Genomic DNA, 16,210 nt, shown 5'->3' on the forward strand with positions numbered 1-16,210 from the left:
GCCGGCTTCGCGCTTTACCGCCGTATTGCAATCAGCGATCTGAAGGATCCCGACAATGACCAGAACAATGTTTATTCTCACCCTCACCTCCCTGTTGTCCCTGGCCGGTCTGGCTTGGGGGCACGGCAATGTCACGCCGCAGTCGGTCAACATCCGAGGCCTGGAAGAGCTGGGCGAGGAGTGGCGTGATACCAACCCTTACCGGGAATCGCATCCGCAACACGAACTGGCGGTGGATGTGGGCAAGTCCGCCTATAACCAGAACTGCGCCGCTTGCCATGGCCTGGAAGCGAAATCCGGCGGTATCGCTCCGGATCTGCGTGAGCTGGAAAACGGCGATTACGGTGACGAGTGGTACAAAGAGCGCGTGATCAACGGCGCCAGCCGTAACGGTCGGGTGCTGATGCCGCCGATGGCCAACTATCTCAGCCAGGAAGCGCTATGGGCGATCCGTACCTGGCTGGAAACCGTCAGCCTGGAAACCACCGGCGGCAATTGAGTACCCGGTGAACAAGGGAGGGATGGCCATGGCCGGTTACCTGCGGCCGCTGTTGGCGGTGCTGATGCTGTTTTGCGCATCCCCGGGCATCACCGCGGAAGCGCAAAAAGACCCGTTGGATTCCTTCATGTGGGAGCGCTACCGCGAACGTTTTCTCGGGGATACGCCGGTGCGTTTCGATCAGCGGGTTCGCGTTCAGGCGCCGGCCTTCGCGGAGGATTCCGGGCAGGTTCCCATTGATGTGGACGCCTCGGCTTTCAATGGCCGATTCCAACGCATGCTGCTGTGGGTGGAACTGAATCCGATCCCCCTGGTGTTCGACTACCGGCCACTGAGTGATGGTCTGGCCAACCTTTCCATCAACGTGCGTCTGGAGCAGTCCTCGGCGGTGCGGGTGGCGGTACTCAGCGATGGCGTCTGGCACGTGGGCGGCACCCGCATCGAAGGGGAGGGCGGGGGTTGTACCACGCCTGGTATCGCCAAGACCGAGGACAACTGGTCCAGGGATTTTGGCAAGATCATGGCCCGGCGTTTTGACCACGAGCCAGGCAGCCGGGTGCGAGTCAAACTGTCGCATCCCATGGACAGCGGCCTGATTCCAAGTACCCGGCCGTTTTACGTGGAACAGGTGGCGTTCATTCGTGACGGCGAACCAGCGGCGACCATGGCCTGGCAAGCCTCTGTGAGCGAAAACCCGGAGCTGGCACTGACGCTCAAGGGGGATTCCGACGCCAGCTACCGGTTCCAGGCCCGCGACAACAATGGCAATGAGTTCGACCATGCCATTCCTTGACGGCGCGGTCCGGCCCGGACTGGCGAAGATGGCGCTGTTTGTCGTGCTGGCGTTGGGGGCCGTCCTTTTACCACCTAGGTACGCGCTGGCCTTCGAGTATGAGCTGAAACCGGTGGCCGTGGCGGAGCGCACCTGGGTAGTGGAAGGGCGGCGCGAGGAACTCTCCGAGGACAATGGCGGTGATATCGCCAACGCCGCGTTCATCGCCACCGGTGATGGCGTCATCGTCATCGATACCGGCAGCACCCTGAATTATGGCCGGGCGCTGCGGGCGGCCATCGCCACCGTCACCGACCAGCCGGTGCGCTGGATTATCAACACCCATCATCACCCGGATCATGTGTTCGGCAACCAGGCCTTCGAGGGCGCGGAAATTTCCGCGCTGCCTGCCACCCGCGCCGCCCTGAAGCGGGACGCCGACAGCTTTCGCGCCACGCTTTATCAACGGCTGGGAGACGCCGTGCGCGGCACCGAAACGGTACTGCCAACCCGGTCCGTACAGCAAGGCGAGGGCCGCTTTGGCGATTATCCGTTGCAATTGTTTGCTTTCAGCGGCCATTCCGGCGCCGACCTGGTGGTACTCGATCCCGCCACCGGGGTGTTGTTCACCGGTGATCTGGTATTCCACCGCCGGGCACCGACCACACCGCATTCCCCGGGGATTGGCATCTGGCGGGAGCAGCTCGGACAACTGCGTGCCCTGCAATTTAAAACATTGGTGCCGGGCCATGGTCCGGTGTCCCGGGACGGCTCGCCCATCGAAGAGACCCTCGACTATCTGGATTGGCTGGATCGGCGTCTCGCCGGGGGGGCGGCTCGCGGCGCCACCCGTAACGAGGTGATTCAGGCACCGTTACCGGAACGCTTCGCCGGCATGGCGCTGGTGCGTTACGAGCTGACCCGCAGTGTCAGCCATTTCTACGCCGACTATGAGGAAGCGTTGCTGTGGGCGGAACCGGATACGACCAAATAAGGGGCGAATTAGTACCTTGGTAGCATGCGGGCGTTACCGGCGCGGCACTAATCTGAATATCCAGACAGTCCGCTCGAGAGTGTGGCGGAAAAACTCAGGATCAGCATAAAAAAGCGAGGAAGTACGGCTATGATTTACGACAATCCCGGTAGTCAGGGCGCCCTGGTCTCCTTCAAGGAGCGCTACCAAAACTATATTGGCGGTGAGTGGGTGGCTCCTGTTAAGGGCCGGTACTTCGACAACATCAGTCCGGTCAATGGCAAGGTGTTCTGTCAGGTGCCCCGCTCCTCCGCCGAAGACATCGATCTGGCGCTGGACGCCGCTCACCGCGCCGCGCCGGCCTGGGCACGAACCTCGGTGGCCGAGCGCGCCAATATATTGTTGAAAATCGCCGACCGCATCGAAGGCAGCCTGGAGTCCCTGGCGGTGGCGGAAACCTGGGATAACGGCAAGGCGGTGCGCGAAACCCTCAACGCCGATATCCCTCTGACGGTGGATCACTTCCGCTATTTCGCCGGCTGTATCCGCGCCCAGGAAGGCACGCTCGCGGATATCGACGCCAACACCGTGGCCTATCATTTTCACGAGCCGTTGGGTGTGGTCGGGCAGATCATCCCCTGGAATTTCCCGATCCTCATGGCCGCCTGGAAACTGGCGCCGGCGCTGGCGGCGGGCAACTGCATTGTGCTGAAACCGGCGGAACAGACTCCGGTGTCGATTCTCAAGGTGATGGAACTGATTGGTGATCTGCTGCCGGCGGGTGTGTTGAACGTGGTCAACGGCTTTGGCGACGAAGCCGGCCAGGCTCTGGCCACCAGCAAGCGCATCGCCAAGATCGCCTTCACCGGCTCCACGCCGGTGGGCTCACACATCCTCAAATGCGCGGCGGAGAATATCATTCCCTCCACCGTGGAACTGGGCGGCAAATCGCCCAATATTTACTTCGCCGACATCCTCAATGCCGAGCCGGAATTCATCGACAAGGCGGTGGAAGGGCTGGTGCTGGCGTTTTTCAACCAGGGCGAGGTCTGCACCTGCCCGTCCCGGGCGCTGATCCAGGAAAGCATGTACGACGACTTCATGGAGCGGGTGGTGGCACGCATCGCCACGATCAAGCGTGGCAATCCGCTGGACACCGAAACCCAGGTCGGCGCTCAGGCATCCCAGGAGCAGTTCGACAAGATCATGTCCTACATGGAAGTGGCCCGCAGCGAAGGCGCCGAGTTCCTGGCCGGTGGCGATCGCGAATCCCTGGCAGGTGAACACGGCGAAGGCTTCTATATTCAGCCGACCCTGCTCAAGGGCCATAACAAGATGCGGGTATTCCAGGAGGAAATCTTCGGCCCGGTGGTGGCGGTGACCACCTTCAAGGACGAGGCGGAAGCGCTGGCGATCGCCAATGATACCGAGTTCGGTCTCGGTGCCGGGGTCTGGAGCCGGGATATCAACGTGGCGTTCCGCATGGGCCGCGGTATTCAGGCCGGCCGGGTCTGGACCAACTGCTATCATGCCTATCCGGCCCACGCCGCCTTTGGCGGTTACAAGAAATCCGGTATCGGCCGGGAAACCCACAAGATGATCCTGGATCACTACCAACAGACCAAGAACCTTCTGGTCAGCTACGACGTAAACCCGCTTGGCTTCTTCTGAAGCCAACGGATAAGCCGGCGGAAGGGGGAAGGGATACGTTCTCCCGACCTCTCCGCCGGTGCCGCCGCTTTTCCTGTCCATCCCCCCTTCTACCGTTGCTTGATTGCGATCAAGGCCCCCGCTTGCACTACACTGGATCATGGGTGTGGTATTCCAATAACAGCGGAGGTTCCCATGCGAGCCATGAGCTTGCGAAAGATCGGCGGACCGCTCGAGTTGATCGATTGCCCGGCAGCCCGTCCCGGCACCGGCGAGCTGCGCCTTCAGGTCGAAGCCTGCGGTGTCTGCCGCACCGATCTGCACGTGGTGGACGGCGAGTTGACGGGGGGCAAGCTCCCTTTGATTCCCGGCCACGAAATCGTCGGTCGGGTGGTGGAATTGGGGCCGGGCGGCAGCCGGTTTTCTCTGGGGCAGCGCGTTGGTATTCCCTGGCTTGGACACAGCTGTGGACGATGCCGCTATTGCGAAGCGGGCCAGGAGAATCTTTGTGACACGCCCGGATTCACCGGTTACACCCTTGACGGAGGTTACGCCGAACATTGCGTGGCCTCACAGGACTACGCTTTTGCCTTGCCGGAAGAACCCGATCCCGTCAGCCTGGCGCCGTTGCTGTGTGCCGGCCTGATTGGCTACCGCTCCTATCGAATGGCCGGGGAGGCGCCGCGTTTGGGGCTCTACGGTTTCGGCGCGGCGGCGCACATCCTGACCCAGCTTGCTTGCTGGCAGGGACGTGAGATCTACGCGTTTACCCGTCCTGGCGATACCGTCGCTCAGGCGTTCGCGCGGGAAACGGGGGCAGCCTGGGCCGGTGGATCAGATCAAGCGCCACCGGTGGAACTGGACGCGGCCATTCTTTTCGCTCCGGTGGGCGCTTTGGTGCCCATGGCTTTGCGCGCGGTGCGCAAAGGCGGTGTGGTGGTCTGTGGCGGCATTCATATGAGCGATATTCCGAGGTTTCCCTACGCTGATTTATGGGGTGAACGAGTGATCCGTTCCGTTGCCAATCTGACCCGGGAAGATGGCGAGCAGTTTCTGCGCCTTGCCTCGCAGGCGGGTATCGAGGTCGCGACCCGGACCTATCGGCTGGACGAGGCCAACGAGGCGCTGGACGATCTTCGCGCCGGCCGTCTCACCGGCGCGGCGGTGTTGGTGCCATGAGCAGGAAGCCGCTGGGCAGCCTGCCTGCAAGCGAGTAGCAACGCCGGAGGAGCGGAATTGGCAGCAAGCCAGCGCCCACGGCGGCCTTGTAGCTGTCTCCGAAATCATATCCACGGCGCTGATAAAAAAGGCCGCCCCAAGGGCGGCCAAATGGCACAGTGGAATGGATCCGCTCAGCGGATCTACCAGGAGAGTGCGGCCCCCACTGCCAGGGTATCGGTGGATTCAATCTCGCCGGCCTGTTTGTCATCAATTTCGAAGCGGCTGAAATTACCCAGCAGTTTCAGATTGTCATTGACCGCGTAACTGAGCAGCACGGCTTTGTTTTCGTAGTCAGCTTCACCGCCAAGAAGATTGCCATCGTCCTCGCTACGGCCGTAGGACAGGGCCAGCCGGAATTTATCGATCTGCTGGCCGATTTGCAGCAGGTACCCCTTGCTGTCGATCTCCTTCAGGTTGGCTTGCCCCAGGTTGTTGGAGAACAGGGGATGCATACCCTCGGCATTGAAGCCCGAAGCGGTGAGGGAGGTGTCGCCGAGTTTGGCCTGAACCCCATAGCCCAGCCCCCGCGAGGTCACATCCTCGACACTACCGTCGGTGTTTTCCGAGGTCTGATAGGCGCCATTAACCCAGGCGTACAGTTCAGTGGCGCCGAGGCTGGTCTGGTAGCTTACTTCCGTTTCGAAACGCGGTGCTGATTGGTAGGCCTTGCCGGCTCCGCCGACTTCGTTGCTGTCATAGGGATCGAGAACACCCACGGCGACTTTCAGGGCATGTTGTTGTGGGCTGCGGTAAGTGATCTGCGCGCTGGGGAAAGGGTAGGGATAACCGGTGCCGATATTGCCAAAGGACACACCGCTACCGTCCATCAGGCCGAGGGTATCGCTGGCCTGGCCGAAACCCGACAACAGTTCGTCGCGGAGAATGTTGGAACGGGCGAACAGACCAAAGTCCTTACCGATCAACACCTGGCCCCAACCGCCGTCGATGGTGCCATAAAACTGGCGCACATCGATGCCGGTTTCGGTGCCGTTGGTTTCACTGTCGTTGATGGTGACCCAGAACGAGGAGCGGGCCCCGAGTTTCAGGTCGCCGACCTGGCGGGAAAAATTGAAGCCGATCCAGTTCGGCAAGAATCCCATTTTCACCCGGGACTGGCGCCGGTCGAACTGATCACCGGGGCGGTCCACGTCGTTGTGTACGTAGAAGGCATTGATGTAGCCATCGGTGGAAAAAGTGGTCCGATTGTCATCGTGCAGTTTGATTTCCGCCTGGGCGCCGGCACCGGCAAGGGATGCCAGCAGGGCGCAGGTAAGGGGCAGCCTTTTGTTGTTGTGCATGGTTCGCTCCATGTTTTTTGCGTCGTTCGGAGCGGGCAGTATGGAAAGTGGCGGGCGGCTGCGAATCCCGCTTTGGTCGGGAAGGCGTCTTAAGACCGTGGTGACCTGATGGGTGGCACGAAAGTCGTGCGCGGGGGATTGGTTCAGGAACTAGAACGAAGAGAGAAGGGAACAGGCAAGGAAAGGCCCGGCGCGTTCGCGCCGGGCAAGTACGCTCAACCTTGTGTGCCGGAGGTGTCGCTGTCTTCCTGCTCCGGAGCGGTGTTGATCACGGTGGCCTGATCTTCCAGCCAGCCGCCGCCCAGGGCCCGATACAGAGTGATCTGATTTGCGAGCTTGCTGAGGGTGATCGACACCAGTTCCTGACGGGCGGTAAGCAGACTGCGCTGCGCGTCCAGCACCGCCAGGTAGTCGTCCGCGCCCAGCTCGTAGCGTTGCTGGGACAGTTCCAGTGAGCGGCGGGTGGCGTCCACCAGGGCCTGCTGGGCGATTTCCTGTTCCAACAGAGTCTCCCGGGCCACCAGCGCATCCGAGACTTCCTGGAAGGCGGTCTGGATGGTTTGTTCATAGGTGGCGACGCTCTGGTCCCGGCGCACTTCCGCCACGTCCAGGCTGGCGCGGTTGCGTCCGCCAGTGAAGATTGGCAGGGAAATACTCGGTGAGAACGACCAACTGCGTGAGCCGCTCTCGAACAACCCGTCCAGTTCGGCACTGCTGGTACCAAAGGTCCCGGTCAGGGAGATGCTCGGGAAGAACGCCGCCCGCGCCGCGCCGATGTTGGCGTTGGCCGCACGCAGCAAGTGCTCCGCGCGGATGATATCCGGGCGTGCCAGCAGCACGTTGGAGGACAGCCCGGAAGGCACATCCGACAATTCCACCAGCCCGGAGGCCTCCAGATTATCGTTGGGCAGAGGTGGCAGCGGCGCGCCGACCAGGGTGGCCAGGGCGTTACGGTCCTGGGCCACCAGACGGGCGAAGCGGGCACGATTGGCGCGGGCGGTTTCCAGCGCGGTCTGCGCCTGACGCAGTTCCAGCTCGGAGCCGACACCCAGGTCGAAACGGCGCTGGGTCAGGTCCAGGGACGACCGATAGGCCTCCATGGTCTCCTCGCTGATGCGCAGGTTCTCCCGGTCCGCCACCAATGTCAGATAGGCGTTGGCCACTTCCGATACCAGTGTGATATGGGCGCTGCGTTGGGCTTCCTCGCTGGCCAGATAATTCTGCAGGGCGGCGTCCTTGAGACTGCGCACCCGGCCGAACAGATCCAGCTCGTAGGCGGAGATGCCCACATTGGCGCCGTACTGGCTCTGCACCTGACTCTCGCCGGTGTTGCTCAGGTCACCGGGCACCCGTTGCCGGGTGCCGGTGCCGTTCAGGCCGATATCGGGAAACAGATCGGCACGCTGAATCCGATACTGGGCGCGCAACTCTTCCACATCCAGCATGGCCAGCCGCAGATCCCGGTTGTTGGCCAGGGCGGTCTGGATCAGCTGTTGCAGTTCCGGTTCGGCGAAGAAATCCCGCCAGCCGGGCAGAGTGACCTGCGTGGCGTCGGCGCCTTCACGGAACTGATCCGGCACCGGGGACGGGGGCTGTTCATAACTGGGCGCCAGCGTACAGCCACTCAGGGCCAGAGCGACGGCCAACGCCATGGAAGCGGGTTTCAATGTCATCCGCGGGTCTCCTCGGACGGCTCGTTACGGTCGCCTTTGCCGTTCAACGGCACGCCGGACAGTTTACGAACCACCACGTAGAACAAAGGAATAAAGAAAATGGCCAGGGCGGTGGCGGTGAACATGCCGCCAAACACACTGGTACCGATGGCGTTTCGGGCGCCGGAGCCGGCACCGCTGCTCAGCATCAGTGGTGTCACCCCGAGCATGAACGCCATGGAGGTCATCAGGATCGGACGCAGCCGCATGCGTGTGGCCTCCAGCGTGGCTTTCCACAACGAGTAGCCCTGGTCCTCCAGATCCTTGGCGAACTCGGCGATCAGAATCGCGTTCTTCGCCGATAGCCCGATGGTGGTGAGCAGACCAACCTGGAAGAAGACGTCATTTTCCAGGCCCCGGCCCAGCGAGAACAGGACCGCGCCGATCACACCCAGCGGCACCACCAGCATCACCGCGAACGGAATCGACCAGCTCTCATACAGGGCGGCGAGACACAGGAACACCACGATCAGTGACAGGGCATACAGCGCCGGCGCCTGGTTGCCGGACTGGCGTTCCTGGTAGGACAGTCCGGTCCATTCGTAGCCGAAGCCCTCCGGCAGATTCGCCGCCAGACCTTCCAGCGCGGTCATGGCGTCACCGGTACTGAAGCCGGGGCTGGCGTTGCCCTGGATGTTCACCGAGGAGACACCATTGTAGCGTTGCAACTGTTGCGGACCGTACTGCCAGTCGCCGGTGGCGAAGCTGGAGAAGGGCACCATCTGGTTGTCGCTGTTGCGCACGTACCAAGTGCCGATATCCTCCGGCAGCATGCGGTCTTCCGCGTCACCCTGGACGTAGACCCGCTTGATCCGTCCGCGATCGAGGAAGTCGTTGACGTAGGTGGAGCCCCAGGCCACCGACATGGTGTTATTGATGTCGGCGATGGAGACGCCCATGGACTGCGCCTTCAGATGATCCACGTCGACCTTGTACTGCGGCGCGTCGGGCAGGCCGTTGTAACGCACCTGTACCATCGATGGATCCTGGTTGGCCTGACCAAGCAACTGGCCCATGGCCTGGTTGAGCGCGTCATGGCCGAGGCCGCCACGGTCCTGGAGCTGGAAGTTGAAACCGCTGGCCACCCCGAGAGCGGGGATTGACGGCGGGTTCAAGGCAAAAATGATCGCCTCGCGAATGCCACCAAAGTACCCCATGGCGCGGCCGATGATCTGGTCAATGCCATTGGTGCTGAGATCACGATCCTCCCAGTCCCGCAGACGGACGAACGCGATGCCCGAGTTCTGGCCACGACCGGCGAAGCTGAAGCCGGCCACGGTGAAGATGGATTGCACCGCGTCCTTTTCTTCCTCCAGGAAGTAATGCTCCATTTTCTTCAGTACTTCGATGGTCTGCTCCTGGGTGGACCCGACCGGCAGCTGTACCTGCGCCAGCATGATGCCCTGGTCCTCTTCCGGCAGGAAGGCGGTGGGCAAGCGGGTGAAGGTGAACGCCAGCACCGCCACCACGGCCACATAGATCAACAGGTAGCGGCCACGGCGGCCGAGGATTTTCTCCACCTTGTTGTGATAGCCATGGCTGGCACGGTCGAAGTTACGGTTGAACCAGCCGAAGAAGCCTTTCTTGTCCTCATGGGAGGCGTCCTGCTGCTTGAGCATGCTGGCGCACAACGCCGGCGTCAGGATCAGTGCCACCAGTACCGACAACACCATGGCCGAAACGATGGTGATGGAGAACTGGCGATAGATGGCGCCGGTGGAACCGGGGAAGAACGCCATGGGAATGAACACCGCGGACAGCACCAGGGCGATACCAACCAGCGCGCCGGTGATCTGGCCCATGGATTTGCGCGTGGCTTCACGGGGAGGCAAACCCTCTTCCGCCATCACCCGTTCCACGTTTTCCACCACCACGATGGCGTCGTCCACCAACAGACCGATGGCCAGCACCATGCCGAACATGGTCAGAGTGTTGATCGAGAAGCCGAAGGCGAACAGCACCGCGAAGGTCCCCAGCAGCACCACCGGCACGGCGATGGTGGGGATCAGCGTGGCGCGGAAATTCTGCAGGAACAGGTACATCACCAGGAACACCAGCAGAATCCCTTCAAACAAGGTCTTCACCACCTCCATGATGGAAATTTCCACGAACGGTGTGGTGTCGTAGGGGAAATCCATCTGCATGTCTTCGGGGAAGAACTGGCTCAGATCGTTGAGCGTGGACTTCACCCGTTCGGCGGTATCCAGGGCGTTGGCGCCGGTGGCCAGGTTGATCCCCAGGCCGGTGGCGGAGGTGCCGTTGTAGCGCCCGGTGATATCGTAGCTTTCCTTGCCGAACTCGATGTTAGCGACATCCTTGAGGCGTACCTGGGAGCCGTCGTCATTGACGCGCAGCAGAATCCGCCCGAATTCCTCGGGGGTTTGCAGCAAGGTCTGCACGATGATGGAGGCACTCAACTGCTGGCCTTCCACCGCCGGGTTACCGCCGATCTGACCGCCGGTGATCTGGTTGTTCTGCACCGTGATCGCCTGGGTGACATCCGCCGCGGTCAGGCCGAACTCGGTCATCTTCTGGGAGTCGAGCCAGACGCGCATGGCGTATTGGGTACCGAACAACTGGGTGGTACCGACGCCCTGCACCCGGCTGATCGGATCCTGGATGTTGGCCGCCACATAGTCGGCGAGGGCGGCGTTATCCAGTTCACCGGATTTGGAATTGAACGCCACCACCATGAGGAAGGTGTCGGAGGACTTGCTCACCTGCACCCCCTGCTGCTGCACCACCTGGGGCAGGCGCGGGGTGGCCAGTTGCAGTTTGTTCTGCACCTGGACCTGGGCGATATCCGGGTCGGTACCGGGGGCGAAGGTCAGAATGATCTGCGCGTTACCGGAGGAATCACTGGTGGAGGACATGTACAGCAGATTATCGATACCGTTCATCTGCTGCTCGATGACCTGCGTCACCGAATCTTCCACGGCTTTCGCCGAGGCCCCGGGGTAGGTGGCCTCGATGGTGACTTCCGGCGGTGCCACGGTGGGGTATTGCTCCACCGGCAAAGTATTGATCGCCAGGGCGCCCGCCATCATCAGAACGATGGCGATCACCCAGGCGAAAATGGGTCGATCAATAAAGAAATTGGCCATGTTGCTCCCCGATTACTCGGCGTTGGCGTTGTTCGGGCCGTTGTCCTGGGCCTGGGTTTGCTGCGCTTGCTGCTTTTGCGCCTCGACGTCCACACCTTCCACCGGCATGCCGGGGCCGATCTTTTGCAGGCCGTCGACGATCAGTTTGTCGCCGGCGGCGAGGCCATCGCCGATTAACCAGCGGTTGCCCACCGTGCGCACGGTTTCCACCTGACGTTTTTCCACCGTGTTGTTGTCGCCGATGACCAGGGCGCTGGCGGTGCCTTGCGGATCACGGGTGACCGCTTTCTGTGGCACCAGGATGGCGTTGTCGCGTTGTCCCTGGGGCAGCTTGGCGCGTACGAACAGACCGGGCAGCAGGTCGCCGTCGGGATTGGGGAACAGGGCGCGCAGGGTGATCGAGCCGGTGCTCTCATCCACTGCGTATTCGGAGAATTGCAGGGTCCCGCTCTCGCCGTACTCGGTGCCGTCTTCCAACACCAGAGTGACGCGCGCCTTGTCTTTGCCGACCTGTTCCAACTGCCCGCTTTCCATGGCCACGCGCAGTTGACGCAACTCACGGGCGGACTGGGTGAGGTCCACATAGATCGGATCCAACTGGCGAATGGTGGCCAGCGCCTCGCTCTGGTTGGCGGTGACCAGAGCGCCGGCGGTGACGCTGGAACGGCCGATGCGCCCGGAAATCGGCGCCTTGACACTGGCGTAGTCCAGGTTCAGGCGGGCGGTTTCCACCGCGGCCTGGGCGGCGGCGATCTGCGCCTTGTTGGTGGCCAGACTGGCCTGGGCGTTATCGTATTCCTGACGGCTCACCGCGTTTGCTTCCACCAGTTTCTTATAGCGCTCGGCCAGCAACCGGTTGGACTCCAGGGTGGCGCGGGCGCTGGCCAGATCCGCTTGGGCGCTGGCCAGTGCCGCCTTGAACTGGCGATCGTCGATGCGATAGAGCACCTGTCCGACCTCAACTTCGGCGCCTTCCTCGAACAGACGCTCCTTGATAATGCCGCTTACCTGAGGGCGGATCTCCGCCACCTCGTAGGGAGTGGTGCGGCCGGGCAGTTCGTTGACGACGGTGTAAGGTTCCGGTTTAACCGTGATAAAACCCACCTGCGCCGCGCCGCCGGCACCTTGCTGCTGAGGCGTGTCGTTTCCGCAGGCGGTCAGGGCGAGGGCAAAAAAGAAAAGGACAGAAAAATGGACCGATCGTGCGCGCATAGAAACCTCGGTTTCCTATGAAAATCAATGAATTTTGGTTGCTTCCGTTACGGCGAGAAAGCGCGGATACCCGATAATTGCACAAAAGCGAAAAGAGTATACATACATTCGTAGATGTATGTATAGTTCTCCCTCCAGCGAGATCACAGGAGTCCGGCCATGAGGCGCACCAAGGCGGAAGCTCAGGAGACCCGTGAGCAGATACTCGACGCGGCGGAGCGCGTCTTTCATGAAAAGGGCGTATCGAGGACCTCCTTGAATGACATCGCCGGCGCCGCGGGGTTCACTCGTGGTGCCATTTATTGGCACTTCAAAAACAAACATGATGTTTTTGCCGCCATGTTGGAGCGAAAGCGTTTGCCGCTCGAGGCTTTGGCACAGCGGGCGGAGCACCCTGAAGAGAAGGATCCGCTGGGGCGTTTGCGGGAATTCCTGATCTACGTGCTCTGTGAAACCGTCCGTGATCCGAGCCGTCGGCGGGTATTGGAGATCATATTCCAAAAATGTGAATTTACTGTGGAAACTGATCCTCTGATGACCCGCCAGAAGGAATCCTTCCTGGAAGCCTCCAAATCCATGCGAATCATCCTTGGCCGTGCCATTGAGCGCGGGCAACTGCCCGAAAGCCTGAACATCGAGCGTGCCGTGACCTTGCTGCATGTGCAAGTGTGCGGCCTTCTTTATGTCTGGTTGCTGGTGCCGGAGACCTTTGATCTCGAGCAGGAAGCGGCCCATCATGTGGACTGCTATCTTAATACACTGAAATTGTGCCCCTCCATTTCCGGATGCCCGGATTCTCCTTCTTGATTCTTCCTCCTGATTTCGAAACGTGGTTCCGAAATAATTGACGCGATCAGGGGCGCATGTCACATTCTGTGCCCTCCCGAAGGGACAGGTCCGTGAATCCCGGCCTGTGATTACGGTGCCCGCCGCTACCGCCAACGGAACAGGAGAATAACGATGAGTAAACTGTTTGATCTCACGGGAAAAGTCGCTCTGATCACCGGCTCCACCCGGGGTATCGGTAAAGCCATCGCCGAGGAAATGGCCCGCGCCGGCGCCAAGGTGGTGATCTCCAGCCGCAAGCCGGAGCCTTGCCATGAGGTGTGCGAGGCAATCAAGGCGGAAGGTCACGAGGCCATCGCCGTGCCCTGCAACGTGGGCCGCAAGGACGATTTGATGAACTTGGTGGATGAAACCCTGGCCGCCTTTGGCAAGATCGATATTCTGGTCTGTAACGCCGCCACCAATCCGGTTTACGGCCCTACCGCGGAAGTCAGCGACGAGGCCTGGGACAAGATTCTCGACACCAACGTCAAGGGCACTTTCTGGTTGTGTAACCGGGTGCTGCCGATCATGGCCGAGAACGGTGGCGGTAATGTGGTGATCATTTCCAGCATCGCTGGCCTGCGCGGCAACACCGTGATTGGCACCTATGGCGTCTCCAAGGCGGCGGAAGCGGCTCTGGCCCGAAACCTGGCGGTGGAGTGGGGACCAAGGAATATTCGTGTCAACGCCATTGCTCCGGGGCTGGTGCGCACCGATTTCGCCAAGGCTCTGGTGGAAGATCCGGTACGCCGTCAGCGTGCCGAGGAACGCACGCCGGTGCGTCGTATCGGCGATCCGGTGGATATCGCCGGGGTGGCGTTGTTCCTGTCCAGTGCCGGCAGTGCTTACGTAACCGGCCAGACCATCGTGGCGGACGGTGGCGAGACCATTTGTTGATGGCCGCGGGCGCGCCGCATTTGCTTTTGCGGACCGCGACCGGCGTTAGAGGCAAACGCTAAGCGATTTTTGAGGTTCCTTATGGAAGGTCAACCGGAACTGGTGCCGGTCCTTGAGGCCCATCGTTTCGATGAATCCCGTCTGTCCCGGTATCTGGATCAGGCCGGGCTGTTGGCAGGAGCGTTGCGGGTGCAACAGTTCCAGGGCGGACAGTCCAACCCCACCTATCTGCTGGAAAGTGGCGAGCGCCGCTACGTTCTGCGCAAGAAGCCGCCGGGTAAGGTGTTGCCCTCGGCGCATCAGGTGGACCGCGAATACCGGGTGATGAAGGCATTGGGCGAGCATAGCGACGTGCCGGTGCCGACCATGCGTGCTCTCTGCGAGGACGATGACGTCATCGGCACCAGCTTTTACGTCATGGATTTCGTGCCCGGACGGGTATTTTCCGAGCCGCTGCTGGAATGCCTGCCCACTGATCAGCAACGCCGTGCTGTCTATGAGGCCATGGTGGACACGCTGGCCAAGCTGCACAGCGTTGATTACAAGGCCGCTGGTTTGGAGGATTTTGGACGTCCTCAAGGGTATGTGGCACGCCAGGTGAAACGCTGGCGGGCTCAGTACGAGGCCTCGAAGACCGACGACCTGCCGGCCATGGACAACCTGATCGACTGGCTCGAGGAGCACATTCCCGAGGACGACAGTGCCGCCATTGCTCACGGTGACTTCCGCATGGGCAATCTGCTGCTGGCGCCGGACCAGCCGAGGGTAGTGGCGGTGCTGGATTGGGAGCTGGCCACCATTGGTCATCCGCTGGCTGATCTGGCTTACTTCTGTCTGCCATATCATCTGCCCCACGGTATTCAAGGGGTACGCGGTCTGGACGGTCTGGATCTGAGCGAGCGCGGTATTCCCGATGAGCGTGCATTGCTGGAGCGTTACTGTCGCGGTTGTGGCCGCGATGGCATCAGCGACTGGCCGGTATTCCTGGCCTTCGCGCTGTTCCGCACCGCGGCGATCCTGCAGGGGGTTTATGCCCGGGCCCTGCAGGGCAACGCCAGCAATCGTGACGCGTTGGAAGTCGGTAAGCGGGCCGGACTGATGGCCGAGCGCGGCTGGCAAATCGCCCGCATGCACCAATAGCCCGATCGGCGAGCGTCATCATCGCTTCACCCCGGCCGTACAACATTGGCGGCGCGGACGGTAAACAAGAATTCGGACAACACAGGAGCCACCATGAAGCCCTTCCAACGTATCCTTCTTACCAACGACGATGGCATCGACGCCCCCGGTCTGAAAGTGGCCGAGGCGATCGCCGCGGAACTGGCCGAGGAGGTCTGGGTGGTGGCGCCGGAGCATGATCAAAGCGGGGTGGGGCAGAGTATTTCGCTGCACAGTCCTTTGCGGGTATATCATCACGGTGAGCGCCGCTATGCGGTTTCCGGCACACCGGCGGATTGTGTCCTGTTCGCCATGGCCGAATGGCTGGAGGAAACGCCGCCGGACCTGGTGCTGTCCGGGGTCAACTGCGGCGCCAATCTGAGTGACTCGGTGATGTATTCCGGTACGGTTGGCGCGGTGCTGGCGGCGGCCCATCTGGGGCTGCCCGGCGTGGCCTTGAGCCAGGCGTTTCTGGATCGGGATGCCATTGATTACACACCAGTGAGCGAGCTGGCGGCGGAGCTGATCCGGCAATTGTGGGAACGTCATGCCGGGGATTGCTGTTGGAACATCAATTTTCCCGATCTGCCGCCGGCGGAGATCAAGGGTAATCGTATCACCCGCCAGGTTCCCGGCAGCATTCGCCGGGCCCGGTTGATGGCTGGCCGCGACGGCCGCAATCTGTCCTATCACTGGCTCTCCTTTGAGCGTGATCCGGATTCCATTGATCACCCGCAATCCGACGTGGTGGCACTGCGTGATGGTCGTGTGTCGGTGATGCCGCTGCGGCCGTCCCGCTGTGATGACGATCTGGCCGATGCATTGTGGGAAAAAGGAGAGTGGTAGGCGGCCTGTCAGATCATTCACCACCGAAAATATGAAACCA

Annotated in this window: 13 protein-coding genes; 9 read left to right on the forward strand and 4 right to left on the reverse strand. The window is 61.4% G+C overall.

The window, feature by feature from the left end:
- Window positions 1–55: 55 nt before the first annotated feature.
- The 5 genes from pedF to RYH70_RS07805 all read left to right on the forward strand — a co-directional run bounded on the left by pedF (window position 56) and on the right by RYH70_RS07805 (window position 5,073).
- Window positions 56–499: a cytochrome c-550 PedF gene (pedF, locus tag RYH70_RS07785; RefSeq protein ID WP_026948930.1), complete on the forward strand. Its 444-nt coding sequence runs from the start codon at window positions 56–58 to the stop codon at window positions 497–499.
- A gap of 28 nt (window positions 500–527) precedes the next feature.
- A complete protein-coding gene (locus tag RYH70_RS07790; RefSeq protein ID WP_022994049.1) occupies window positions 528–1,292 on the forward strand; it encodes a quinoprotein dehydrogenase-associated SoxYZ-like carrier in 765 nt (254 codons plus the stop codon).
- Window positions 1,279–2,265 carry a quinoprotein relay system zinc metallohydrolase 1 gene (locus RYH70_RS07795; RefSeq protein ID WP_233924856.1) on the forward strand — a complete coding sequence of 329 codons (987 nt, stop codon included), beginning with the start codon at window positions 1,279–1,281 and terminating at the stop codon, window positions 2,263–2,265. The genes RYH70_RS07790 and RYH70_RS07795 overlap by 14 nt, the downstream gene beginning before the upstream one ends.
- 129 nt (window positions 2,266–2,394) lie before the next feature.
- Complete coding sequence (gene exaC / locus RYH70_RS07800) at window positions 2,395–3,915, forward strand: acetaldehyde dehydrogenase ExaC (RefSeq protein WP_022994051.1); 1,521 nt, start codon at window positions 2,395–2,397, stop codon at window positions 3,913–3,915.
- Window positions 3,916–4,089: 174 nt separating this feature from the next.
- A complete protein-coding gene (locus RYH70_RS07805; protein WP_080530734.1) occupies window positions 4,090–5,073 on the forward strand; it encodes a zinc-dependent alcohol dehydrogenase family protein in 984 nt (327 codons plus the stop codon).
- A gap of 182 nt (window positions 5,074–5,255) precedes the next feature.
- Here the strand turns inward: RYH70_RS07805 and RYH70_RS07810 are convergent, their stop codons facing one another.
- The 4 genes from RYH70_RS07810 to RYH70_RS07825 form a co-directional block, all read right to left on the reverse strand.
- Complete coding sequence (locus RYH70_RS07810; RefSeq protein ID WP_022994053.1) at window positions 5,256–6,413, reverse strand: porin; 1,158 nt, start codon at window positions 6,411–6,413, stop codon at window positions 5,256–5,258.
- 215 nt (window positions 6,414–6,628) lie between these two features.
- Window positions 6,629–8,086 carry an efflux transporter outer membrane subunit gene (locus RYH70_RS07815; RefSeq protein ID WP_022994054.1) on the reverse strand — a complete coding sequence of 486 codons (1,458 nt, stop codon included), beginning with the start codon at window positions 8,084–8,086 and terminating at the stop codon, window positions 6,629–6,631.
- A complete protein-coding gene (locus tag RYH70_RS07820) occupies window positions 8,083–11,229 on the reverse strand; it encodes an efflux RND transporter permease subunit (protein WP_317010002.1) in 3,147 nt (1,048 codons plus the stop codon). The genes RYH70_RS07815 and RYH70_RS07820 overlap by 4 nt, the downstream gene beginning before the upstream one ends.
- Window positions 11,230–11,241: 12 nt before the next feature.
- Window positions 11,242–12,441 carry an efflux RND transporter periplasmic adaptor subunit gene (locus RYH70_RS07825; RefSeq protein ID WP_317010003.1) on the reverse strand — a complete coding sequence of 400 codons (1,200 nt, stop codon included), beginning with the start codon at window positions 12,439–12,441 and terminating at the stop codon, window positions 11,242–11,244.
- A gap of 159 nt (window positions 12,442–12,600) precedes the next feature.
- On the opposite strand from RYH70_RS07825, the gene RYH70_RS07830 reads away from it, so the two are divergent.
- The 4 genes from RYH70_RS07830 (at window position 12,601) to surE (ending at window position 16,170) form a co-directional block, all read left to right on the forward strand.
- Complete coding sequence (locus RYH70_RS07830) at window positions 12,601–13,248, forward strand: TetR family transcriptional regulator (RefSeq protein ID WP_022994057.1); 648 nt, start codon at window positions 12,601–12,603, stop codon at window positions 13,246–13,248.
- A 153-nt stretch (window positions 13,249–13,401) separates the two neighbouring features.
- Complete coding sequence (locus tag RYH70_RS07835; RefSeq protein WP_022994058.1) at window positions 13,402–14,166, forward strand: SDR family NAD(P)-dependent oxidoreductase; 765 nt, start codon at window positions 13,402–13,404, stop codon at window positions 14,164–14,166.
- Between the two features lie 81 nt (window positions 14,167–14,247).
- Window positions 14,248–15,306 carry a phosphotransferase family protein gene (locus RYH70_RS07840; RefSeq protein ID WP_026948926.1) on the forward strand — a complete coding sequence of 353 codons (1,059 nt, stop codon included), beginning with the start codon at window positions 14,248–14,250 and terminating at the stop codon, window positions 15,304–15,306.
- A 93-nt stretch (window positions 15,307–15,399) separates the two neighbouring features.
- Window positions 15,400–16,170 carry a 5'/3'-nucleotidase SurE gene (gene surE, locus RYH70_RS07845; RefSeq protein ID WP_022994060.1) on the forward strand — a complete coding sequence of 257 codons (771 nt, stop codon included), beginning with the start codon at window positions 15,400–15,402 and terminating at the stop codon, window positions 16,168–16,170.
- Window positions 16,171–16,210 lie beyond the last annotated feature (40 nt).

It is taken from the genome of Alloalcanivorax xenomutans (genome assembly GCF_032810065.1).
GTDB classification, from domain to species: Bacteria; Pseudomonadota; Gammaproteobacteria; order Pseudomonadales; family Alcanivoracaceae; genus Alloalcanivorax; species Alloalcanivorax xenomutans.